The organism is Leisingera aquimarina DSM 24565 (genome assembly GCF_000473165.1).
Taxonomy (GTDB): domain Bacteria; phylum Pseudomonadota; class Alphaproteobacteria; order Rhodobacterales; family Rhodobacteraceae; genus Leisingera; species Leisingera aquimarina.
This window is the reverse complement of sequence record NZ_KI421504.1, coordinates 816,295-837,457: the sequence shown is the minus strand read 5'-3', so window position 1 is coordinate 837,457 and position 21,163 is coordinate 816,295. Positions and strand designations below refer to the sequence as shown.

Sequence of the window (21,163 nt, the reverse complement as noted above, 5' to 3'; positions counted from 1 at the left end):
AAAACATGGACAGCTACTCCAGAGCCGTTGCCTATCTTAAGGTGCTGCTGCCGCTGGCCGCACTGGTTCTGATGTCCACCATGTTCCTGATCTCCCGCGGCGTGAACACCGACGCGGTGATCCCCTTTGCTCAAAAGGAAATCGAAGACCGGATGAAGGGCCAGCAAGTCACTGCCCCATTCTTTTCCGGCACCACCGCCCAGGGCGATGAAATTATGGTCACTGCTGCGCTCGCCCGTCCGGGCGGCGACGGCACACCCGCTGTTGCCAGCGACCTTTCCGCTGAATTCGACTTGGCTGAGGGCGGCAGGATCACGCTTAAATCGGAAAGCGGTGCGATCCACCCAGGCCGGGACATGGCACGATTTACAGGCAATGTGACTATCACCTCCGCAGACGGGCTGATTGTCGAGACCGAAGAGCTGAACACAGCGCTTAGCGGGTTGGAAGCCGACAGTCCCGGATCAGTCCGTGCGACAGGCCCAATCGGCGAGTTGACCGCAGGTAAAATGCGGATCGGCGTAAAAACCGAGGGCGGACCGATCCATATGCTGTTCAAAAACGGGGTTAAGCTGCTATATGATCCCCAGAAACCGGAAAGATAGCCTGTGTCCTATTTGCGCGCATTGATTTTTTGCCTGCCGCTCGCGGTATTTCCCGGCCTCGCGGCGGCGCAGACGGCCTCCGTCGCTTTTGGCGCTGTCAAGGCTGACCCCAGCCAGCCGGTTGAAGTCACCGCCGACAATCTGGCAGTTAACCAAGCAAATGGCTCGGCGGAGTTTACCGGCAATGTGCTCATTATTCAGGGCATTATGCGGCTGTCTGCAGACAAAGTTTTGGTAATCTACAAAACCGCTGGCGAAACAGGTGCCAAGGCCGGCATTGAACGGCTGGAAGCCACTGGCAATGTGGTGCTGGTCAGCGGCCCGGACGCCGCCGAGGCACAACGCGCTGAATACACCATCGACCAGGGCACCATCGTTATGACCGGCAATGTTCTGCTGAACCAGAAAAGCGGCACCCTGGCCTCTAACCGACTCGAGGTGAGCCTGACCTCAGGCACCGCCAAAATGGCCGGCCGGGTGAAAACAATCCTTAACCCGGACGGCGGCAGCAACTGATGGCGAAGCCAGATCTGACCGTCACCGAAGGCTCCTCCGGGCTGCGTATTGAAAGACTGCGCAAATCCTATCGCAAACGGGTAGTGATCCGGGACGTGTCGATGTCGCTGAACCGGGGTGAGGTGGTGGCCCTTCTGGGGCCAAACGGGTCCGGCAAAACCACCAGTTTCTACGCCATTGCCGGCCTGGTCTTTCCCGAAGCCGGCACTGTCAGCATCGACGGCCAGAACGTCACCGGCTTGCCGATGTACCGCCGCGCGCGGCTGGGCATCGGATACCTGCCGCAGGAGATGTCGATCTTCCGCGGGTTGTCGGTCGAGGACAACATCTCTGCCGTTCTGGATATCTCGCAAAAGCACGAGCACAAACGCCGTGAGCGGCTGGAAGAGCTGCTGTCCGATTTCTCGATCGAACACCTGCGCCGCGCGCCCGCCCTGGCGCTGTCAGGCGGTGAACGGCGCCGAGTCGAGATTGCCCGCTGCCTTGCCGCAGATCCGAAATACCTGTTGCTTGACGAACCCTTTGCCGGCGTTGACCCGATCTCGGTCGGCGATATCCGCCACTTGGTTGCCGACCTCAAGAAACGCGGTATCGGGGTGCTGATCACCGACCACAACGTGCGCGAGACCCTGGAGATCGTGGACCGGGCCTATATCCTGCATGACGGCCAGGTGCTGATGTCCGGCAGCCCTGAGGAAGTGGTTGAAAACGAAAACGTCCGCCGGGTTTACCTCGGTGACAACTTCCGCATTTCCTGACCCCGGCAGACTGCATTAGACAACCTCAATACATGCCTGAAACGCATGTTTCTTTTTTCGGGGTTATCCATTGACTCTCCCGCTGTCTTGCCGTCGAATTGACCCATGGCATACGCGCAGACCGATGCAATCCGCTTAACAGCCTTGGCGACAAGGCCCGGATGGATGCAACCGGGTGCCTGGCCTGCCCCCCGGTTCCGGACCTGATGTGACACCGCCAAGGATTGCCTTGGCGGCAGGCCCGGCCGCAATAATTCGTAAAGGAGATCACATGCGTTACAAAATCAGCGGCAAACAGATCGACATCGGCGAAGCTCTGCAAGTCCATGTGCAGAACGAGCTGGGTTCGGCCGTTCAGAAATATGCAGAACGGCCAACCGACGCGACAGTGGTCTTTTCCCGTTCGGCGCATGAATATGTGTGTGAAGCCACTGTCCATCTGTCGACCGGGCTGAGCGCTCAGGCCAAGGCGCACGAGACCGAAATTTATGCAGCATTCGATGCCTGCTGCGAAAAGATGGAAAAGCAACTGCGCCGTTACAAGCGCCGGCTGAAGGATCACCACAAGGACCGCAGCGAACCGGTTGAACATCTGGGCGCCAATTCGTATATCCTCGCCTCTGAGGAAGCGGATTCCGAACCGGACTCGCTGCAGCCGATCATCGTCGCCGAAATGGAAACCCGCATACCGTCGCTGTCGGTCGGCGAGGCGGTGATGCAGATGGAGCTGGCAGGGGCACCGGTTCTGGTTTTCCGCAAAGAAGGCAAAGACGGGTTGAATGTGGTCTACCGCCGCGAAGACGGCAACATCGGCTGGATCGATCCGTAATCACATCTAAGGCATCGGCGCCCCAGAGGGGGCGCCGGAACGGAGCAGACATATGCAGATTTCCAGCATCCTCAAGCCAGAGGCCGTCCGGGTAATCGGTGCGGCATCAAGCAAGAAGCGCTTGTTCCAGGAAATCGCAGACATTGCTCAACTTGCGTACGGGCTGAACGCCCAGGCGACGGTCGAGGCTTTGCTGGACCGCGAAAGCCTTGGCCCCACCGGGGTTGGCCATGGCGTCGCCCTGCCGCATGCCAGGCTGGACACTGTCAGCGAAGTCCGCGGCATCTTCCTGATCCTGGAGAAACCGCTGGACTTCGGAGCGGTGGACCGCCAGCCAGTGGATATTGCCTTTGCCCTGTTTGCCCCGGAAGATGCCGGCGTCGAGCATTTGAAAGCGCTGGCGCTGGTGTCACGCACCCTGCGCGAACAAAGCTTCTGCACCAAACTGCGCGCCAACCACGACCCGGCAACGCTCTATACCATCCTGACAGAAGATCAGTCCGTCCAAGCGGCCTGATCTCCGGGCTGTGTCTGACCGCATCTGATTTTCCCGTTTTTTTTCTGCTCGCTCACTTACGGCCAGGAGTTGCCTTTCCGCCGCTTCTTTCCCGCAAGCTCTCCTGCCTGTCATCAACCGCCATCCAGCGGAACTCTTTCCGTTGAGCCATGCCCAATGCCGTCGCGGAGGTTTGCCTCAGCCAAATCTTCGGCGGACACGGTAACACTCCGCCTGCAATCATGCTGCCGGATCAGCCTGCACGCCAGGGACCAAAGCCAAACGCCAGATAGTCGCGCTGGTAAACGGAGGCGATAAGCGCCTCCAGATCCGCGTCGTAAATATCATCCAATGCAAAGGGCACCTGCGGCGCAACAGCCGGCACCGTTCCCGGCTCCATCCGGCCCTGCCTGCGGGCCAGTGCGGGCAGATCTTCACTCATTTCTGTCTCGCGGATCAGCAGGTCCGGCGGCCCGAGTTCAGCAAACCCGGCCAGCACCTGGCTTTGGCTGACCCATTCCGCATCCACCCGGATCGACGTCTGCCCTGATAAATTGGCCCGGACAAAATTCAGAAAACCGGCAAAAGCGTCCCGGTGCTGCGCCCGGGTATAACCGTCGTCCGGCCCTTCCTCCGGCAAAACCAGCCCGAACTGCCGCCGCAGCGTATTGCGAATGGCCCGAAAGCTGCCCTCGCCGGCATTCAGGATCCGATGACAGAACACCGCATGGGCCCGCGCCGCAGGATGACGCAGAACGGTAAAGCTGCGGAACCCCTTATTGCCGCGTTTCCATTGGCGCAGCTGTTTCTGGTTCATACCCTGGATCAGCCCTTCCGGCGCCACGTGATCCAGCCCGGCCATCCACTGCACAACTTCTCTTTCCGGCCCGCCCTTGAGCGGTAAATACAACAGCGGCGTCACCACCCCCGCCACATAACCAGGCACCGCCGGGCCGCGGCGCGGCTCAAAATTCGGGGTGCGGGTCAGGTTGAAGCGGTCCATGCCCGACAGTGCCTCTTGCATTGCGTCAGGGTTTGCCACCTTGGCCAGCACTGGCGCCGGGTTCTGCCGCTTGAGGCTTTCATCCAGCGCCTCAAGCCGCTGGGACACTCCCAGCCAGCGCGCCAGCCCGTTCATCACCTCAACGCTTTGCAGATCCTCATAGGCTACGTAGAACGCCGTCTGACCCAGCGACTGCAGCCGGTTCAACAGCGTGACCTGGAAATCTTGCAACGCTTCTACATGGGCGGAGAATTCCGCTGCATCAAACCGCACTTTGGCTTCCTTGCGGCGCTTTACATCGGTCAGCTTCCACTGCCCGGTTGCCTTGGCAATCTTCCAGGACACATAACTGTCCAGTGGGTTTCGGGTCAGGATGATCTTGGCACAGCGCGGATCCTCCAGCATCAGGTCCAGCACCCGCGGATCATGGTCATGGAAGTAGCGGTAGCCGCCCAGCGCCCTTGGGTCTGCCTTGATCTGCTGGATCAGCCGGGCTGGATCCGATTCCCGCCTGGCCTGTGTCACCCCCAGGATATCGTTCTTGTTCGGATAACCAATGAAATGCGGATTGAAGGCTTCGCCGTGGCAAGCAAGCCCGTCAAATGCATTCAGATTGGTCTCCAAAAAATTGGACCCCGTCCGCATTTCAGCAAAGACAACAAAATAATCAAATGAGGAATCAGACATCAGAAATTATCGCACCAGATAGGGTTTGCGTTGCGGCTTGGAGAGGCTGACCGGGCCTTGCTCAACCGGGAAATCCCCCATCAAATAGGGATGCATGCCCTGGTTCTTCAGGTTCTGCAAAAACTGCCCAAAGCCCTCAAGCTCCGTCATTTTGGGGGCCTCGCTCAGATGACGCGCCGCAAGGGGACCGATTTCGTCAATGATCGTCTGCAATGGTTCCATTGGCGCCTCTACGAACTCCGCCATGCTCCAGATCCGCACCCGTGCCTTGGTCCATTGCGAGCGCAGGATCTGCAATTGCTCAGCCTCGGTCTGCTGCAGCTTTGCCGCTTCCTGCCGGAGTTCTGTAAAATTGCGGTTGGATTTGAACAGCGGCACCGCCCAGGCACCGCTTATGATAGAAATTTGCACATTTGCATCCCGTGCCAGCAACCAGTTCACTGCCTGATTGTCCCCTGGTCCGAACTGAAAACACTGGCGTTCCCCGCGGGTGTTCCAAATCAGGCTGGTGAGAAAGCTTTCCGGATTATAGTCGCGGATACTGGCATGGCCGTTGAGGCAGCCATTGACCAGGCTCTGCCCTTCGGAAAACGCCGCTCCTTCCGGTGCAAATATGTGCCCATGAACACGCGCCCCAGTGGTTCGAGCCAGCCAGGTTTCAAAATCATCAAACAGTTCGGTAAAGCCTTGAAACACTGAATACGGGCTGGAAGTGATCCCATTCTCCGAACCATGGCCGGGAAACCGGCTTTGCATGTATAGTCCAGACCTGCCGCGGGTGCGCCGCTCTACCGCCTTGGCAAAAATCCGGTCGATCTTGCCTGGGTTCGGCTCAGTCCGCTTCATGGCGCCAGCAGAGTCGGTTAGAAACGCCTGATACAGACGTTCTGCATGGGGCCAGATCTTGCGGGCAACAAAGCAATCAGACCGGCGCAGAAGCTGCAAATGGTCATCGTAGAAGATATGCGGCTTACCCTGGAAATCGAATTTCGACAGCGTCAGCGAGCGGCTTTCGATATTGCTGGAATACTGCCGTACCAAAGTCTGGAAATAGCTCTCATCCGGAATCCAGACCTTGCGGAAATAGGCATCATAAACCGGACGTTCCGGGTCCTCCAAGATCGCCGACAGGGTTTGCCGGGTCAGACACCACCACTGGCTGCCCATATGCGGCACAAGCCCGGGAGGGATCCGGCGCCTGATGCGCAGCCTGCGTTGCAGATCCACGTAGCGGTCAAACAGGTAGCGGTGTTTTTTCCAGGAAAACGGGAACCGCAGGGTGAACCGCTCATGGCTGAGCCCACCGACAATCCACGGCACATCCGCGGTGGTAGCACTTTCAATGAAATCGGTGCGCGGGCGGGCAGCCAGATAATCGATCAGCTCCTGCACCGGCCTGAGCGGCAGGCACGACCCGGAGGCCAGATAGACATGCCGCACTTGCGGAAACTCCGCCAGCATCACCTCGGATGCCGATTGCGAGGCTGCAACAATCCCCCAGGTGCCCCATTCGCACCGGTGGCGGGCGGAGAACCGGACCAAGGGATCATTCGCCAGAGCGTCTTTGAAGCGGGTGAACGCCTGATGCCCCACGTTGCGGTCCACATGCAGCACCACCGGGCAGCCGCTGGCTGTCCAGTGCTGCACCACCTGCACCCCCCGCTCTAGCGCGGTGTGCACCAGCATGACGACCCCAACCGCGCTCATGCCCAGTTTCCTTTGGACATCATTCCCAAAATCTCAAGCTGGCGCCAGTTGATGTATTTCTCACTCCATTTGCACCACAGCTCCGGCTGTTCCGACAGCTTGCCCGCATAGGCCTTGTACTCTGTAGACCCAGCATAATGCTGCCCGCGGACCAGCTCCTCTTGTGCCTTAATAGTAAAGGTATCGAGGAATTTGGTATGCAGCAGCGCCCCGCTTGCCTTCTCGCCGCCATCAGCTTCATAGACCTGGTTCAATCCTCGCGGCAGCAGCGCGTGTGTAGAGCTGGCATAGGCATAGCGGCGGTGCCATTTGACGAGCGGTATCTTGTTCAGCGCCGGCGCCCGTTGGGGCTGATCTGCAAAGAAGACCCGCGATCGCGGCCCGCCCTGGATCCACAAATTACCGTATTCAGGGTTGCGGCTGATCGTGTAGTTGCCGCTGTCAAACCAATGGGCAATCTCCAAAGGATTCTGACCAGCTTGATACGGAACCTCGCCAATCCTGCCCTTGGGATAGACATCGATCAGCATAGCCGAAAAACTGCGGATCGCGGAATTGTCCAACCAGTCAGTCAAAGCGCGGATCGGCCGGGTATCGCAGAACGGGTAGATAAAGAACTCATCCGGATCGACCACCAGAACCCAATGCCCATGCGCATATTTGCGTTTAAGGCCGTTCATCCAATCGATGCCGAAACCTGAACGCTTGTAGCTCGCCGTGGTGTGCCACAGCGAAACATCGCCCATGCCGCGCAGATAGTCTGCGCTGCCATCGGTGGAGCTATTATCGACAAACAGGAAATGATTGATCCCCATGCCGCGGTAATACTGCAAGAAATAGGGCAGCCGGATCTGCTCGTTGCGCATGGTGCAAACCAGCAGGATATCCCCCGGCCGGATTGCTTTCGTGTTGTCCTGCACAACGGTCAGCTCACTGGATTTGCGCACCGCACGGATCAGACGCCGCTTGCGCCGCAACCGCATCCGGTAAGAATCCCAAAGCCCCACGTTCACTCCAAACCAATATCCAGGGAGCACGCTCACCCGTTCAGGCCTAACAGGACCTGCCTCAAGTTTCCGCGCAATATGTCACGGGAATATTGTATTAACAACGAATTTAGAAACAGTTACGCATCCGCACGGCCTGGCTGCAACAGTTCAGTGGCCGTTCGGCAATTCACCAGATGACCGGAGTCATCAGCCCAAGCTCTGCCAGCTGTTCCGGATCCTGGTACCGAACTGATCCAGAATGCCACAAATCCGGAGTTCCCGAGATCCCATCATAGTAGCCGTCAAACTGGTGTGGTGTGTGAAAGTGCTGCTGCCGCTGTTTTTCTGTTGCTGATTTGGAAACAATCTCGGGCAGAAACTTGGTGTGCAGCAGTATTCCTGAGGGCTCCGCCCCTCCTGGCCCGTCATAAAGCACATTCATCTGCGGCGGCAGCAGCGAATGGGTTGAGTTCATATAGGCATAGCGGCGGTTCCAACGGATCAGCGGCAGCTTGTTCAGCGTTGGGGACCGTTCCGGCTGATCTTGGAAAAACATTCTCTCGCGAGCGCCGCCCTGAACCCAAAGGTTGCCCATCGGCTGCTGCCGAACGGCCCGGTACGGCCCCGCGTCAAACCACTGCAGCACATCACAAGGGTTCTGGCCCGGCACATAGCTTTGCGCGCCCAGCCGCCCCTTCGGATAGAGATCAAGCATCAGCGCGCCAAAACCCTGGCGCTCTTGCTGCTCCAGCCTTTGCGTCAGGTCGTCCAGCCCGTGACTTTCCATGCCGGAATAGACCAGCAGCTCATCCGCATCCACCGTCAGGCACCAACGACCATGGCCATAGCGGATCAACAGCCAGCCCAGCCAGTCCAAGCCAAAGCGCGCTTCCCGGTAGCTGGCAGCAGTCTGCCACACTGAGACATCGCGCTGGTCTGCCAGCAGCCCTGCGCTGCCGTCATCGCTGCCATTGTCGACAACCAGGAAATGCGCGGCACCCAGCCGCCGGTAAAACGCCAGGAAAAAAGGCAGGCGGCTGATCTCGTTACGCAAAACGATAAAGACCAGAACCCCTTTCGCGGGGATCTGGCCTGTACGGTCAGCCAAATTGCGCATCAGGCGCCGGGCCCGCAAAGCCCGCCACAGCATCCGCCGCCGTTTCCACCGCATCCGGTAGGCCCCAGCGAGGCCTAGGGGCGGCATGTCAGCAGCAGCGGAGCGCGTCATGTTATGATCAGGCCTCGTAGTGGCCTGTCTTATGCCACTCCCAGGCATCGGCGATCATCACCTCCAGGGTTGAGCGGCGCGGCTCCCAACCCAGATCGGTGACCGCCCGGGTCGAGCCCGACACCAGCTTAGTACAGTCTCCCGCCCGTCGCTCACCTGTGTTGCACGGTACCTTATGACCGGTCACCGCCTCGGCCTTGTCCATCACTTCGCGCACAGAAAAGCCAGAACCGGTGCCAAGGTTGAACACCTGGCTTCCCTTACCTGCTTCCAGCCACTTCAGCCCCAGCACATGCGCGTCCACCAGATCGCAGACATGCACATAGTCGCGGATGCAGGTGCCATCCGGGGTATCGTAATCGGTGCCAAAGATGGTCAGCGCATCGCGCTTGCCTGCAACAGCATCCAGCACCAGAGGCACCAGATGGGTTTCAGGGCGGTGGAACTCGCCCACCTCTGCCTCTGGATCAGCACCCGCCACGTTAAAATAGCGAAAAATAACCGAACGCAACCCGTTCGCAGCCCCAAAATCTTTGAGGATATCCTCCACCGCGCGCTTGGAGGCGCCATAGGCATTCAGCGGCAGCTGCGGCGTGTTCTCGTCCAGCACCACATTGTCATGCTCACCATATGTGGCGCAGGTCGAGGAGAACACGAAATCCATACAACCTGCCGCCACTGCGGCCTCAATCAGGTTCAGCGACCCGCCTGTGTTGTTGGCCCAGTAGCGGCCCGGCTCGCTCATCGCTTCGCCAACCTGGCTGAGCGCTGCAAAATGCATCACAGCAGCAGGATTGTACTTGGCAAAGACCTCATCCAGCCGCGCCCGGTCATTCAAGTCGCCCTGCTCAAACGGGCCGAACTTCACCGCGTCCTGCCAGCCAGTCACCAGGTTGTCGTAGGTTACAGGGGTGTAGCCCGCCGCTTTCAGCGCCTTGCAGGCATGCGAACCAATATAGCCGGCCCCGCCGGTCACCAGGATATGTGTCACTGTCTCTGCCCCATGCAGGGCCGCCCCGGGCGGCGGCCAGAGTGGTTATTGCGCGGCTTTGCCAACCTGCGCGATCTCAGAAATGTAGTTCATCAGATCATCCCGTAACTCTTCACGTGCCAGCGCAAAAGCGACAGTGGCCTGCAAAAAGCCGGCCTTGGAACCGCAATCAAACCGCTGGCCGCGGAACCGGTAGCCGTAAACCGGCACGTCCTGCGCTATGTCCTCGGCAATTGCGTCGGTCAGCTGGATCTCGCCGCCCGCACCCGACTTCATCTTGTTGAGGTTCTTCAATACAGAAGGCGACAGGATATAGCGGCCGATCACAGCCAGGTTCGAAGGCGCCTCGCCTGCACTTGGCTTTTCTACCATCCCATTGGCCGCAACCACCTGGCCCATGTCGTCTTTCACATCAAGCACACCGTAAGAGGACGTCTTTTCAGGCGGAACCTCCATCGCAGCCACCATGTTGCCGCCGGTTTCCTCGTAGGCTTCGACCATCTGCTGCAAGCAGGGTTTTTCTGCCGCGATCACATCATCCGGCAGGATCACCGCAAAGGGTTCATTGGCGATCAGCCGGCGGGCACACCAGACCGCATGGCCCAGGCCCAGCGCCTTGTGCTGGCGGATATAGGCGATGGCACCGGATTCCATATTGGTGCCTTGCAGCAAATCCAGCAGATCCTGCTTACCCTTTTTACGCAGTTCCTGCTCCAGAACCGGTGAATGGTCAAAATAATCTTCGAGCGCACCTTTGCCGCGCGACGTGACAAAGATGAATTCCTTGATCCCGGCCGCGCGCGCCTCGTCGATGGCGTATTGCACCAGTGGCCGGTCGACCAGAGTCATGATTTCTTTCGGAACGGATTTGGTTGCGGGAAGGAAACGAGTTCCCATGCCTGCAACGGGAAAAATTGCCTTAGTTACCTTTTTACGCATGGCGCTCTCTCAATACTAAAATTCCAGGCCGGATACCGCCCTCCCCGCAAGCGAGGAGAGATAAAGCTCCGCTAGACCTGGCTGTCCCCAACAATTTGCGATGCGGCTGCCAGCGGCCCCGGGCTGCATCCCATCAGTGTGCTTTTGCCTGTGTCAGTACTTTTTACCATTCTTCGCCTACTCGTGACCCATCTTCTTCATCATCGTCTCCAGCCGCGGCACATCTTCCGGGTTATTCAGCTCCCAAAACTCGCGCCCTCGGGCTTCGACTTCGACACACAGAACTTTGCGGCCGTTCTCCAAGAAGCGCAGCTGTTCCAGCCCTTCCAGTTTCTCCAGCGGCCCCGCCGTCCAGCCAGAATACGCCGCCAAGGCGTCCGGGCGGTAGGCATAGACGCCGACATGGTGAAAGACCGGCGTATTTTCGCCATCACCAAAGGTCTGCGCGCAGTACGGGACCACTTCCTTAGTGAAATAGAGCGCACTGCGGTCTTCGGCAAATACTGCAGTGGTGCCGCCAACCCGGCCGGCCTTGCGATCAGCCAGAAGACTGTTCAGCGTCTCGCCATTGCAGCGCAGAACCGGTGTTGCCAGACCCATGCCGGGTGCCGCCCACAGCCCTGCTACCAGATCCTCGACAAACCAATGCGGTGTCAGCGGGGCGTCGCCTTGCAGGTTCACCACGATCTCATAACCGCCGCCCAGTGCCGCATGCGCCTCGGCGCAGCGCTCGGTGCCGTTGGCGCAGGTTTCCGAGGTCATTACCACCTCGGCGCCAAATGCTTCAGCGGCCTGTTTGATGCGATCGTCATCCGTCGCCACCACCACCCGGTCCACACCCTGCACCAAACAGGCCGCCCGCCAGGAGCGCTCTATCAGCGTGCGGGCCTCACCGGTGGCACCGGTCAGCGGCACCAGCGGCTTGCCAGGATAGCGGGTCGAGGCATAGCGGGCGGGGATGACGATCAGGACAGACATCAGGCTTTCTTCAGCTCCACAGCCGGGGCATAGGCGATAAAGAACGGATTCGCATATCCCTCCTTGCCGTAGACAAGCGGGGAATGATCGTCAAAACGTACCACTTTGCCGCCAGCGCCCGCCAGCACTGCGTGACCGGCAGCAGTGTCCCATTCCATGGTGCGGCCGACACGCGGATACAGATCCGCCTCACCGGTAGCCACCAGGCAGAATTTCAGCGAGGAGCCGGCGCTCTTGCTGTCCTTCACATTGTACTTGCCAATGTAATCGTCCGTTGCCTGGTCGCGGTGCGATTTCGACGCCACTACCATCAGCGCGGCGTTATCACTGCTGGCAACCCGGATCGGGCGGGTTTCACCAATGGTCTCTGCATCAAACGCGCCGGTTTCCTCGACCGCGCTGCCATCCGCCATGGTGAAGAACATCCGTTCTTTGGCCGGTGCATAGACCACGCCGCGGGTCGGCACGCCTTTTTCCACCAGCGCGATGTTCACTGTGAAATCGCCGCGGCGGTGGATGAATTCCTTGGTGCCGTCCAGCGGATCGACGATCAGAAAGGTATCGCCGCGCTCTTTGTGCGATTCCGACTGTTCTTCGGTGACCAGCATCATGTCCGGGAAGGCCGCCCGCAGCCCGGCCGAGATCAGCACGTCCGCAGCCTCATCCGCTGCTGTTACCGGGCTTTCGTCGGATTTCACCTTCACGTCGAAATCGTCGGAATTGTAGATCTCCATGATCTTTGCGCCGGCCTCAATTGCCAGGCGGCGGATCACGGGCACCAGGTCTTCATACGTCACGCAGATCTCCCTAACACGGGTTTAATTGAAAATTTGCCTCTTGCCCCTTATGCTGCGCAGATAACAGAACGGCAAGCAGCCGCATCAAATTCGAGCAGAGAATACAGGTCTCATGTTTCAGCAGCGCACTCAGCAATCCTCGTTGTCCGGGCTCCTCACACTTAGCGAGGTGGTATTCCATTCGGTCGTGCGCAGCGTCCGTTCCAAACACAACAATGCCTTTGCAGCCCTGGCTCTGAACATCCTGCAGGCAGTCCTTTTTGTGGGCGCGTTTTTTGCAATGTTCGCGCTGCTGGGCCTGCGCGGCTCTGCCATTCGCGGTGACTTTCTGCTTTATGTTATGTCCGGCGTGTTTCTGTTCATGGTTCACACCAAGACAGTCGGTGCCGTTGCCAGCGCCGAAGGGCCCAGCAGCCCGATGATGCAGCATGCGCCGATGAACACGATGGTGGCCATTCTATCTGCCGCAATCGGCGCGCTGTACATCCAAGTGCTGTCACTGTTCATCATCCTGTTTGTCTACCACGTTGCATTCACGCCGGTGCATATCGAAGAGCCCATACCCGCCTTTGGCATGATATTGCTCGCCTGGATCACCGGCGCCTCTGTCGGGCTGGTGTTCCTGGTGCTGAAACCCTGGGCACCTGGACTGGTGAGCATTTTAACGATGATCTATCAGCGCGCCAATATGATCGCGTCGGGCAAGATGTTCCTGGCCAACACGCTGCCCAGCTTCATGCTTGCCATGTTCGACTGGAACCCGCTGTTTCACTGCATCGACCAGGCCCGCGGCTTTGTCTTTATCAACTACAACCCGCACTTCAGTTCCTGGCAGTATGCGGCCTGGGTAGCGCTGGTGCTGATCGTAATCGGCCTGATGGGCGAATTCTACACGCGCCGTCAGGTGTCCATCAGCTGGAGCGCTCGACGGTAACCGCCGCAGCTGGACCAAGACTTTCCAAAAATCTTGGTCAAAGTTTTCCGGAAAACTTTTGCGCCCCGCCGGCCTCACACGACCACTCTGAGTGTCAGATTGATCCGCCCGCCCTTGGGCAGCAGCCGCGAGGATTTGAACCGGATCCTGTCCACCCCGTGATAGGTCAGCCGCGCCTCGCCGCCCATCACCACCGCGTCGCCTGAGTTGAGCCAGACCGATTCCGTCTTTCCGCCACGACTGCGGTTGCCAATCCGAAACAGGGCGTCATCGCCCAAGCTGATGGATACCACGGGGTAGGAGAAATCCGCCTCATCCTTGTCCTGATGCAGCCCCATCCGCGCACCCTCTCCATAGTAATTCAGCAAGCAGCATTCCGGTGCCCGCTCCAGCCCGGTCAACTGCTGCCAGATCTCCAGTACCGCCTCAGGGATATCCGGCCAGTCCCGTCCTGAAGGATGCTGCTCCGCATAGCGGTAGCCGGAGGTGTCAGAATACCAGCCGAATTGCCCCGCCGACGTCATCCGTACCGACATCTGCCCGCCCCCCGGCACCTTGGGTGAGAACAGCGGCGCCGCCTTCAGCACCGGCCGCAACGCGTCTATCAACGCTGCTTGCCGGGCCGGATCAAGAAACCCCTTGTAAACATCAAATCCGCGCACACGCAGCAAGGTCATTGCCGTTCATCCATCCTTAACCATGACCCCTGCAAAAAAGCGCATTGATTCACGCATCAACGCGTGTCTGAGCGCTTGCAGGGGCGTTTTCTGCTCCCTATATACGCCGGGACGCGGCAAGGTGCAGACCAAACCGCAACTTCCATCGGGGCCAGGATGCCGCAACGGGTTCAGGCCTCGGGTAATCGCCTTGAGTAGTAAAAAGGGATCGCAAATGAGCAAAGTTATCGGCATTGACCTGGGTACCACCAACTCCTGCGTGGCCATCATGGATGGCTCCCAGCCCCGCGTGATTGAAAACGCCGAGGGCGCACGCACCACCCCGTCTATTGTTGCCTTCACCGACGACGAGCGCCTGGTCGGCCAGCCCGCCAAGCGCCAGGCTGTCACCAACCCCGACAACACCGTGTTTGGCGTCAAGCGCCTGATCGGCCGCCGCTTCGACGACGCCGCAGTCGCCAAAGACAAAAAAATGGTGCCGTTTTCCATCGTCAACGGCGGCAACGGCGACGCTTGGGTCGAAGCCAAGGGTGAGAAATACTCTCCGTCCCAAATTTCCGCCTTCACCCTGGGCAAGATGAAAGAGACCGCCGAATCCTACCTGGGCGAGGAAGTCACCCAGGCTGTGATCACCGTGCCGGCCTATTTCAACGACGCCCAGCGCCAGGCCACCAAAGACGCCGGCAAGATCGCGGGCCTCGAAGTTCTGCGCATCATCAACGAGCCGACCGCGGCTGCGCTGGCCTATGGCCTCGACAAAGAAGAAACCCAAACCATCGCGGTTTATGACCTCGGCGGCGGCACCTTCGACGTGACCATCCTGGAAATCGACGACGGCCTGTTCGAAGTGAAATCGACCAACGGCGACACCTTCCTGGGCGGCGAAGACTTTGACATGCGGATCGTCAACTATCTGGCGGACCAGTTTAAAAAGGAAAACGGCGTCGATCTGTCCAAGGACAAGATGGCCCTGCAGCGCCTGAAAGAGGCCGCGGAGAAAGCCAAGATCGAGCTGTCCTCCACCTCGCAGACCGAGATCAACCAGCCGTTCATCTCGATGGACCCGTCTTCGGGCCAGCCGCTGCACATGGTGATGAAACTGACCCGCGCCAAGCTGGAAAGCCTGGTCGGCGACCTGATCAAGCGTTCGATGGATCCGTGCAAGGCCGCGCTGAAGGACGCAGGCCTGTCCGCAGGCGACATCGACGAGGTGGTTCTGGTCGGCGGTATGACCCGCATGCCGCGCGTCATTGAAGAAGTCACCAAATTCTTCGGCAAAGAGCCGCACAAGGGTGTGAACCCGGACGAAGTGGTTGCCATGGGCGCCGCCATCCAGGCCGGCGTTCTTCAGGGCGACGTCAAAGACGTGGTGCTGCTCGACGTGACCCCGCTGTCCCTGGGTATTGAAACCCTGGGCGGTGTTTTCACCCGGCTGATCGACCGCAACACCACCATCCCGACCAAGAAGAGCCAAGTGTTCTCGACCGCGGAAGACAACCAGAACGCCGTAACCATCCGCTGCTTCCAGGGTGAGCGTGAAATGGCCGCCGACAACAAGATGCTCGGCCAGTTCAACCTCGAGGAAATCCCTCCGGCACCGCGCGGCCTGCCGCAGATCGAAGTGACCTTTGACATCGACGCCAACGGCATCGTGTCGGTCGGCGCCAAGGACAAGGCGACCGGCAAGGAACAGCAGATCACTATCCAGGCATCGGGCGGCCTCTCGGACGACGATATCGAAAAAATGGTCAAGGACGCCGAAGAGAACGCCGAAGCGGACAAAGAACGCCGCGAGCTGATCGAAGCCCGGAACCAGGCCGAAAGCCTGATCCACTCGACCGAAAAAGCAGTGGAAGAGCACACCGACAAGGTGGACCCGTCGACCGTCGAAGTGATCGAACTGGCCATTGCCGCGCTGAAGGACGACCTGGAGAACGAAAAGTCGACTGCCGAGAAGATCAAGGCAGGTATCCAGAACGTCACCGAATCCGCCATGAAGCTGGGTGAAGCGATCTACAAGGCGCAGGCCGAAGCAGACAGCGAAGAAGAGCCTGCCGCCGCTGACGAAGCCGCAAGCCCGGCTGACGACGACATCGTTGACGCGGAATTCGAAGACCTGGACAACGACAAGCGCTAACGCCTGATACGCAGGCCATAGCGGGCCGGTCCGGACCCCGGACCGGCCCATTTTCGTTGAGGCAGATGGGGTTATCCGATGTCAAAACGCGACTATTACGACGTTCTGGGCGTGGCCAAGGGCGCCACCGCAGACGAAATCAAAAAGGGCTTTCGCAAGAAGGCCAAAGAACTGCACCCCGACCGGAATTCCGACAATCCGGACGCCGAATCGCAGTTCAAGGAAGCCAACGAGGCTTATGACGTCTTGAAGGACGCCGAGAAAAAGGCAGCCTATGACCGCTTTGGCCATGCCGCCTTTGAAAACGGCATGGGCGGCGGTCAGCGCGGCGGTCAGGGCCAAGGCTTTGGCGGCGGTGATTTCTCTTCCGCCTTTTCGGACGTGTTCGACGACCTCTTTGGCGACTTCATGGGCGGCCAGCGCGGTGGCGGCGGCGGACGGCAGCGGGCCTCCCGCGGTGCTGACCTGCGGTATAACCTGCGGGTCTCGTTGGAAGACGCTTTTGGCGGCTTGCACAAGACCATCAAGGTTCCGACCTCGGTCTCCTGTACCTCTTGCGAGGGCACCGGCGCTGAAGGCGGCGTGGAACCCACAACCTGCCCGACCTGCTCCGGCATGGGTAAGGTCCGCGCGCAGCAGGGTTTCTTCACCGTTGAACGCACCTGCCCGACCTGTTCGGGCCTGGGTCAGATCATCAAAAACCCGTGCAAATCCTGCCACGGCCACGGCCGGGTCGAAAAGGACCGCTCACTGTCGGTGAACATTCCGGCAGGGGTGGAAACCGGCACCCGCATCCGTCTCGCCGGCGAAGGCGAAGCCGGCCTGCGCGGCGGCCCTCCGGGAGACCTCTACATTTTCGTCGAGGTTGCCCCGCACGCCCTATTCGAGCGCGACGGCAACAATCTTTACTGCCGGGTGCCGGTCAGCATGGCCAAGGCAGCCCTTGGCGGCTCCATCGAGGTGCCGACCATCGACGGCGGCCGCGGCCGGGTGCAGATCCCCGAAGGCAGCCAGTCCGGCCGTCAGATGCGTCTGCGCAGCAAGGGCATGCCAGCCCTGCGCGGCGGTGCCACCGGCGACATGTTCATCGAACTGGCGGTGGAAACTCCGGTCAACCTCACCGCCCGCCAGAAAGAGCTTCTGCGCGAGTTCGAGGAAATGTCCGAGGACAACACCAACCCTGAATCCCGCAGCTTCTTCTCTTCAGTGAAAAGCTTCTGGGATGGGATGAAGGGCTGAGGCGCGCCCGGAAAACCATCCACTGGATGGTTACTGCAGAAAGCGCCCCTATCAGGGGCGCTTTTCTTTTGTGCTCTGCCTGCCCCATGCCGCACCGCTGCGGTGTACAGCGGGTGCACAGGCCGTGCACGTCTGTCACCCCCGGCTGGCGCCGCAACGCGGCGCGCATTAACACTTTCTCAACCAAGATGGCGCCACCATGGCGCCATGGCCAAGGATCCCGCATTCGAGGAGATTTCGCTGCCGCTGTTTCCCGGCAGCGGCGAAGCCTCTGCGGCCCCCCTGCCCCAAGGCCGCCTACCCTCTTACATCAAGGACCACCGCGCCCGTCTGCGTGAGCGTTTCCTGCAGGGCGGTGCCGCTGCAATGCCGGATTACGAACTGCTGGAACTGGTCCTGTTCCGCTCCATCCCGCGCCGCGATGTCAAACCCCTGGCTCGGCAACTGCTTGATACTTTTGGAGATTTCAACCGCGTTGTCACGGCTTCTCCGGAACGGCTGGTGCAGATCCGGGGCATCGGCGACGCGGTGATCACCGACCTCAAGGTGCTGGAGGCCGCAGCCCACCGCATGGCCCGTGCCCGGGTGATGCAGCGCCAGGTGATCTCCAGCTGGGACGCGCTTCTGGACTACTGCCACACCACCATGGCGCACCGCGAGACCGAGCAATTCCGCATCCTGTTCCTGGACCGCAAGAACGTGCTGATCGCCGACGAGGAACAGGCCCGCGGCACCGTCGACCATGTCCCGGTTTACCCCCGAGAAGTCGCCAAACGGGCTCTTGAGATAAATGCTAGTGCTTTGATTTTGGTCCATAATCATCCATCCGGCGACCCCACGCCTTCGGACAGTGACCTCAGTATGACAGATCAGATCCAGGCCGCCCTGACCGCCCTTGGCATCACCTTGCACGACCACTTGATTATCGGAAAATCCACCGAACTCAGCTTCCGCGCCCGCGGGCTTCTCTAGCGCTGCCGCAGCGCGCGCCAGCGCGGTGCCCGGCCCAAGGATTTACAGGGCATCTCTGATGCCATGTCAAATGCGCGGGAGCCCGCCCGCCGCCCCGGCACTTAGCGCACCCAGACCTCAACCCGGCGGTTAATCTGCCGCCCCCATTCGCTGTCGTCACAGGCCATCGGCAAAGCCTCGCCAAAGCCATGTGTGCTGATCTGCACCCGGGCTGTATCTGCCGTCTCTGCTGCTTTGATCACAGCATCCCGAACTGCACCGGCTCGCTTCAAAGCAATCCGCCGATTGCCTTCAGATGGTCCGACCCCATCGGAAAACCCAGCAAAAACAATTTCTTTTCCGTCGAACTCTCCTGCCTCCAGCGCGCGGGCCAGCTGCTCGACGTTACTGCGGGATTGTGCATCAGGGCGCGTCGATCCAGGTTCGAACCGGAACGAGATGGTCAACCGCCGCATGGCGCCCAGCAAGGCCACCATCCGCTGAAGTTCCTCCAGTCCGGATTTGTCCTCCGCCGCCAAGATCGCATTTGCCAGACGGCGGCCTTGGCGGCTGACCGGGATCCGTTCTGGCGCCTGATCGACAAAACCCGCCCGGCGGATTACTGCTTGTGCCGCAGACCCCCGCACATAAGCCAGGAAGTCCCGCGCAACTTTGGGCAGGCGACGGGCCGGCAAGTAAAGGAACATGGGAACAGTCAGCGGATAGTCTTCAGTCTTTACTGCCCGGCGGCTGGCCTGCAGAGAGAACCCGCAAGGGCCCGTTAACGTCAGCATCCGCGCCGCGCCTTTCTCAGCAAAGCTGGCGATGCCAATTGCAAAGGGATCGACGAGAACCCGGCGGGCAAGTGTACTGCTGCGGTCATGGCGGCGGATTCGTGTTGTGAACCCAGCTCCGAAAGGCAACATCAGCCTATCCTCCACCGCCTGGGCGAGGCCTGAGCCCGAAACCGGCATATGCAGTGAAATCGCCGCATCAGGACCGCCAACCGTTTGCCAGTTAGTGATTTGACCGGAGAATATCCCAGCCAGTTGCGGCAGAGAAATCTCGCGCACCGGATTGCTAGGCGCCACCACCGGCACAAAGGCGTCCAACGCCAGAACCCGGCTGCGGCCCGGACCGGTCAGATCACCCAGTCCTGCGGCCCGGGCGGCTTTTTGTTCCAGCGGTCGGATTTCCCGCAGTGCCATCGTCACATCCGCCTCATCTGCGATAAGAGCCGCAAACCCGCCATCGGTATTGCTGGCCAGGAAAGTGAAGCGTGCGGCCGGCTTTTGCCCGCGCAGAAGGACATGACTGAAATTTCCGTCCGGCAATGCCTCCAATTGAGTCTGATAGCCATTTCGAAGGGCGAAGCCTTCAATCAGCGCAGGCATCAGAACTTCAGACATGGCTGAAGAACCAGCCAAAGTGATTTCCGAGACAAATCCGGACAGACTGGGGCAGCCTGGCCCATCACACGCTACGCCTGAACCATCGACGGTCAGTTCGCCGAACTGGGTCTGTACCCGGTAAAACTCGCCGTCGAATCCCAGCAACGTGCCGGTGATTTCTACTACGCCATCCGGGGAAGACAGGGTGACGTCCTGAGCAGCAAGACCGCGCGCAAGGACTGCCAGAAAAAGTGCGGCGCAAATGGCCGCACGAAAGAAGGTCATATGGATACCTGAAGTTACCGCAAATCAGTTGGATGCGATTTTCAAGTCTTCTACCAGATTATTCAACACCAGAAAGCTGCCTGTTGCATCGCAATCCGGCATTGCCATCACCAAATCCCGGCTTGTGAGCTGTCCAGCGCGCAATTGCAGTGCCTGAGCAGAAACATCCCGGCCGCAATTGACCGCCGTAACTTCAGCCTCAGCAGTCAAGGACACAGTGCCGGACTCGCTTGTGTCATTTGGCAGGCTGTAAACCTCGGCAATACGCGGCGCCAGTTGCCCGTCGTCACCCAAGCGGACGACCTGCCCAGCCCCGGCACCGGCCGTGCCGTGCCAAACATGGCCAGTGCTGCCATAAGCGGCACCGAACTCGCGGGCGTGGATTTCGAAACCGCTGTTACCGGTCCACTGCAGAACAATACGCTCAATGGTTTCGAGGCCATCAACCTTTGCAACGGCAACAGCGCCGCCGCCATTTGCGGTCTCCGCGATGAAGACAGCCGTCCGGGTCAAAGCCGGCACCAGCGCGCTGAACCGGCCGGACTGGTCCAGCGCAGCAGCAAAGGTCATGCCGCTGTGATGCACGGTCAGCCGCTCATTTGCCCGGCAAAGCGCCTCAACAGATAGTCTGGCCATCGCCATCGGCGCTGCTTCGGCTGCGGCGGTCATCTGGCAAGACACTGTCTGCACCGGTTCAGCAGGCTGGCTGCCCGCTTTCAACTTACTGGCAGCATGCGGCGTCGAGGTCAGGGTGATCTTTTCGATCTGCAGTTGAGCAGCTTCGGGTTCCCCTGGCAGTTTAGGATCAGCCGCGGCGGTCCGGCCGGTCACGTTGACCACCAAGCCAGGGACTGAGGTCTGCATGTAGAATCCGATACCCAAGGCGCAAGCCAGCGTCATCGCGCTCGTCAGCATCACTTGTTTACTTAACATTAGATCCTCCTGAACCTGTTTGGTTAAGGAAGCTTGTCTGGAAATGCCGGCCAGTTTGTGGCCGCCAGCAGGAGAGATTCCGGCAAATACGGC

The 21,163-nt window shown here is 59.7% G+C and carries 20 protein-coding genes; 9 read left to right on the top strand and 11 right to left on the bottom strand.

All coding sequences use genetic code 11. The features are described 5' to 3' along the window. Window positions 1–5 precede the first annotated feature (5 nt). The 5 genes from lptC (at window position 6) to AQUI_RS0107970 (ending at window position 3,225) form a co-directional block, all read left to right on the top strand. Window positions 6–605 (top strand): LPS export ABC transporter periplasmic protein LptC, encoded by a 600-nt coding sequence (lptC, locus tag AQUI_RS0107990; RefSeq protein ID WP_027257055.1) that lies wholly within the window; start codon window positions 6–8, stop codon window positions 603–605. A 3-nt stretch (window positions 606–608) separates the two neighbouring features. After that, a complete protein-coding gene (gene lptA / locus AQUI_RS0107985; protein WP_027257054.1) occupies window positions 609–1,121 on the top strand; it encodes a lipopolysaccharide transport periplasmic protein LptA in 513 nt (170 codons plus the stop codon). Further along, complete coding sequence (lptB, locus tag AQUI_RS0107980; RefSeq protein ID WP_027257053.1) at window positions 1,121–1,879, top strand: LPS export ABC transporter ATP-binding protein; 759 nt, start codon at window positions 1,121–1,123, stop codon at window positions 1,877–1,879. Before lptA ends, lptB begins: the two co-directional genes overlap by 1 nt. Window positions 1,880–2,150: 271 nt before the next feature. After that, window positions 2,151–2,708 carry a ribosome hibernation-promoting factor, HPF/YfiA family gene (gene hpf, locus AQUI_RS0107975; RefSeq protein WP_027257052.1) on the top strand — a complete coding sequence of 186 codons (558 nt, stop codon included), beginning with the start codon at window positions 2,151–2,153 and terminating at the stop codon, window positions 2,706–2,708. A 52-nt stretch (window positions 2,709–2,760) separates the two neighbouring features. Further along, window positions 2,761–3,225 (top strand): PTS sugar transporter subunit IIA, encoded by a 465-nt coding sequence (locus AQUI_RS0107970; RefSeq protein ID WP_027257051.1) that lies wholly within the window; start codon window positions 2,761–2,763, stop codon window positions 3,223–3,225. A gap of 232 nt (window positions 3,226–3,457) precedes the next feature. On the opposite strand, the gene AQUI_RS0107965 is transcribed toward AQUI_RS0107970, so the two are convergent. The 8 genes from AQUI_RS0107965 to cysQ form a co-directional block, all read right to left on the bottom strand. Next, window positions 3,458–4,894 carry a sulfotransferase family 2 domain-containing protein gene (locus AQUI_RS0107965; RefSeq protein ID WP_027257050.1) on the bottom strand — a complete coding sequence of 479 codons (1,437 nt, stop codon included), beginning with the start codon at window positions 4,892–4,894 and terminating at the stop codon, window positions 3,458–3,460. Window positions 4,895–4,900: 6 nt separating this feature from the next. Beyond that, window positions 4,901–6,601: a DUF5927 domain-containing protein gene (locus tag AQUI_RS0107960; RefSeq protein ID WP_027257049.1), complete on the bottom strand. Its 1,701-nt coding sequence runs from the start codon at window positions 6,599–6,601 to the stop codon at window positions 4,901–4,903. Next, window positions 6,598–7,584, bottom strand: coding sequence for a glycosyltransferase family 2 protein (locus tag AQUI_RS0107955; RefSeq protein WP_027257048.1), 987 nt, complete (start codon window positions 7,582–7,584; stop codon window positions 6,598–6,600). The genes AQUI_RS0107960 and AQUI_RS0107955 overlap by 4 nt, the downstream gene beginning before the upstream one ends. Before the next feature lie 193 nt (window positions 7,585–7,777). Beyond that, complete coding sequence (locus tag AQUI_RS0107950; protein ID WP_027257047.1) at window positions 7,778–8,818, bottom strand: glycosyltransferase family 2 protein; 1,041 nt, start codon at window positions 8,816–8,818, stop codon at window positions 7,778–7,780. Between the two features lie 7 nt (window positions 8,819–8,825). Further along, the gene (gene galE, locus AQUI_RS0107945) at window positions 8,826–9,809 is read right to left on the bottom strand and encodes a UDP-glucose 4-epimerase GalE (protein ID WP_027257046.1); all 984 of its coding nucleotides are present in this window, start codon (window positions 9,807–9,809) and stop codon (window positions 8,826–8,828) included. A gap of 45 nt (window positions 9,810–9,854) precedes the next feature. Beyond that, window positions 9,855–10,748 carry a UTP--glucose-1-phosphate uridylyltransferase GalU gene (gene galU / locus AQUI_RS0107940; protein WP_024092080.1) on the bottom strand — a complete coding sequence of 298 codons (894 nt, stop codon included), beginning with the start codon at window positions 10,746–10,748 and terminating at the stop codon, window positions 9,855–9,857. 177 nt (window positions 10,749–10,925) lie between these two features. Continuing rightward, the gene (locus AQUI_RS0107935) at window positions 10,926–11,726 is read right to left on the bottom strand and encodes a 3-deoxy-manno-octulosonate cytidylyltransferase (RefSeq protein ID WP_027257045.1); all 801 of its coding nucleotides are present in this window, start codon (window positions 11,724–11,726) and stop codon (window positions 10,926–10,928) included. Next, a complete protein-coding gene (gene cysQ, locus AQUI_RS0107930) occupies window positions 11,726–12,523 on the bottom strand; it encodes a 3'(2'),5'-bisphosphate nucleotidase CysQ (RefSeq protein WP_027257044.1) in 798 nt (265 codons plus the stop codon). The genes AQUI_RS0107935 and cysQ overlap by 1 nt, the downstream gene beginning before the upstream one ends. A gap of 112 nt (window positions 12,524–12,635) precedes the next feature. Here cysQ and AQUI_RS0107925 point away from each other — a divergent pair, with 112 nt between their 5' ends. Beyond that, window positions 12,636–13,457, top strand: a complete 822-nt coding sequence (locus AQUI_RS0107925; protein WP_027257043.1) for an ABC transporter permease — start codon at window positions 12,636–12,638, stop codon at window positions 13,455–13,457. A gap of 74 nt (window positions 13,458–13,531) precedes the next feature. Here the strand turns inward: AQUI_RS0107925 and AQUI_RS0107920 are convergent, their stop codons facing one another. Next, the gene (locus AQUI_RS0107920) at window positions 13,532–14,134 is read right to left on the bottom strand and encodes an alpha-ketoglutarate-dependent dioxygenase AlkB family protein (RefSeq protein WP_027257042.1); all 603 of its coding nucleotides are present in this window, start codon (window positions 14,132–14,134) and stop codon (window positions 13,532–13,534) included. Window positions 14,135–14,156: 22 nt separating this feature from the next. On the opposite strand from AQUI_RS0107920, the gene dnaK reads away from it, so the two are divergent. The 3 genes from dnaK (at window position 14,157) to radC (ending at window position 18,482) form a co-directional block, all read left to right on the top strand. Continuing rightward, on the top strand, window positions 14,157–16,271 hold the full coding sequence (gene dnaK, locus AQUI_RS0107915) for a molecular chaperone DnaK (RefSeq protein ID WP_281171995.1): 2,115 nt from the start codon (window positions 14,157–14,159) through the stop codon (window positions 16,269–16,271). A gap of 78 nt (window positions 16,272–16,349) precedes the next feature. Continuing rightward, window positions 16,350–17,510 carry a molecular chaperone DnaJ gene (dnaJ, locus tag AQUI_RS0107910; protein ID WP_027257040.1) on the top strand — a complete coding sequence of 387 codons (1,161 nt, stop codon included), beginning with the start codon at window positions 16,350–16,352 and terminating at the stop codon, window positions 17,508–17,510. Window positions 17,511–17,717: 207 nt separating this feature from the next. Then, window positions 17,718–18,482, top strand: coding sequence for a RadC family protein (radC, locus tag AQUI_RS0107905; protein WP_027257039.1), 765 nt, complete (start codon window positions 17,718–17,720; stop codon window positions 18,480–18,482). Between the two features lie 101 nt (window positions 18,483–18,583). Here radC and AQUI_RS0107900 read toward each other — a convergent pair whose 3' ends face one another. Together AQUI_RS0107900 and AQUI_RS0107895 are read right to left on the bottom strand one after the other, a co-directional pair. Further along, entirely contained in the window at window positions 18,584–20,137 is a 1,554-nt protein-coding gene (locus tag AQUI_RS0107900) for a phosphate ABC transporter substrate-binding/OmpA family protein (RefSeq protein WP_027257038.1), read from the bottom strand. Between the two features lie 24 nt (window positions 20,138–20,161). Then, complete coding sequence (locus tag AQUI_RS0107895; RefSeq protein ID WP_027257037.1) at window positions 20,162–21,070, bottom strand: hypothetical protein; 909 nt, start codon at window positions 21,068–21,070, stop codon at window positions 20,162–20,164. Between the last annotated feature and the right edge of the window lie 93 nt (window positions 21,071–21,163).

Bases quoted from the DNA above. Each gene is read 5' to 3' on its own strand.
- lptB (WP_027257053.1), top strand. From the start codon at position 1,121: ATGGCGAAGCCAGATCTGACCGTCACCGAAGGCTCCTCCGGGCTGCGT.
- hpf (WP_027257052.1), top strand. From the start codon at position 2,151: ATGCGTTACAAAATCAGCGGCAAACAGATCGACATCGGCGAAGCTCTG.
- AQUI_RS0107935 (WP_027257045.1), bottom strand. From the start codon at position 11,726: ATGTCTGTCCTGATCGTCATCCCCGCCCGCTATGCCTCGACCCGCTAT.
- AQUI_RS0107925 (WP_027257043.1), top strand. From the start codon at position 12,636: ATGTTTCAGCAGCGCACTCAGCAATCCTCGTTGTCCGGGCTCCTCACA.
- AQUI_RS0107960 (WP_027257049.1), bottom strand. From the start codon at position 6,601: ATGAGCGCGGTTGGGGTCGTCATGCTGGTGCACACCGCGCTAGAGCGG.
- AQUI_RS0107950 (WP_027257047.1), bottom strand. From the start codon at position 8,818: ATGACGCGCTCCGCTGCTGCTGACATGCCGCCCCTAGGCCTCGCTGGG.
- dnaJ (WP_027257040.1), top strand. From the start codon at position 16,350: ATGTCAAAACGCGACTATTACGACGTTCTGGGCGTGGCCAAGGGCGCC.
- galU (WP_024092080.1), bottom strand. From the start codon at position 10,748: ATGCGTAAAAAGGTAACTAAGGCAATTTTTCCCGTTGCAGGCATGGGA.
- radC (WP_027257039.1), top strand. From the start codon at position 17,718: ATGGCCAAGGATCCCGCATTCGAGGAGATTTCGCTGCCGCTGTTTCCC.
- AQUI_RS0107965 (WP_027257050.1), bottom strand. From the start codon at position 4,894: ATGTCTGATTCCTCATTTGATTATTTTGTTGTCTTTGCTGAAATGCGG.
- AQUI_RS0107900 (WP_027257038.1), bottom strand. From the start codon at position 20,137: ATGACCTTCTTTCGTGCGGCCATTTGCGCCGCACTTTTTCTGGCAGTC.
- AQUI_RS0107895 (WP_027257037.1), bottom strand. From the start codon at position 21,070: ATGTTAAGTAAACAAGTGATGCTGACGAGCGCGATGACGCTGGCTTGC.
- lptC (WP_027257055.1), top strand. From the start codon at position 6: ATGGACAGCTACTCCAGAGCCGTTGCCTATCTTAAGGTGCTGCTGCCG.
- AQUI_RS0107920 (WP_027257042.1), bottom strand. From the start codon at position 14,134: ATGACCTTGCTGCGTGTGCGCGGATTTGATGTTTACAAGGGGTTTCTT.
- AQUI_RS0107955 (WP_027257048.1), bottom strand. From the start codon at position 7,584: ATGCGGTTGCGGCGCAAGCGGCGTCTGATCCGTGCGGTGCGCAAATCC.
- AQUI_RS0107970 (WP_027257051.1), top strand. From the start codon at position 2,761: ATGCAGATTTCCAGCATCCTCAAGCCAGAGGCCGTCCGGGTAATCGGT.
- dnaK (WP_281171995.1), top strand. From the start codon at position 14,157: ATGACCCCTGCAAAAAAGCGCATTGATTCACGCATCAACGCGTGTCTG.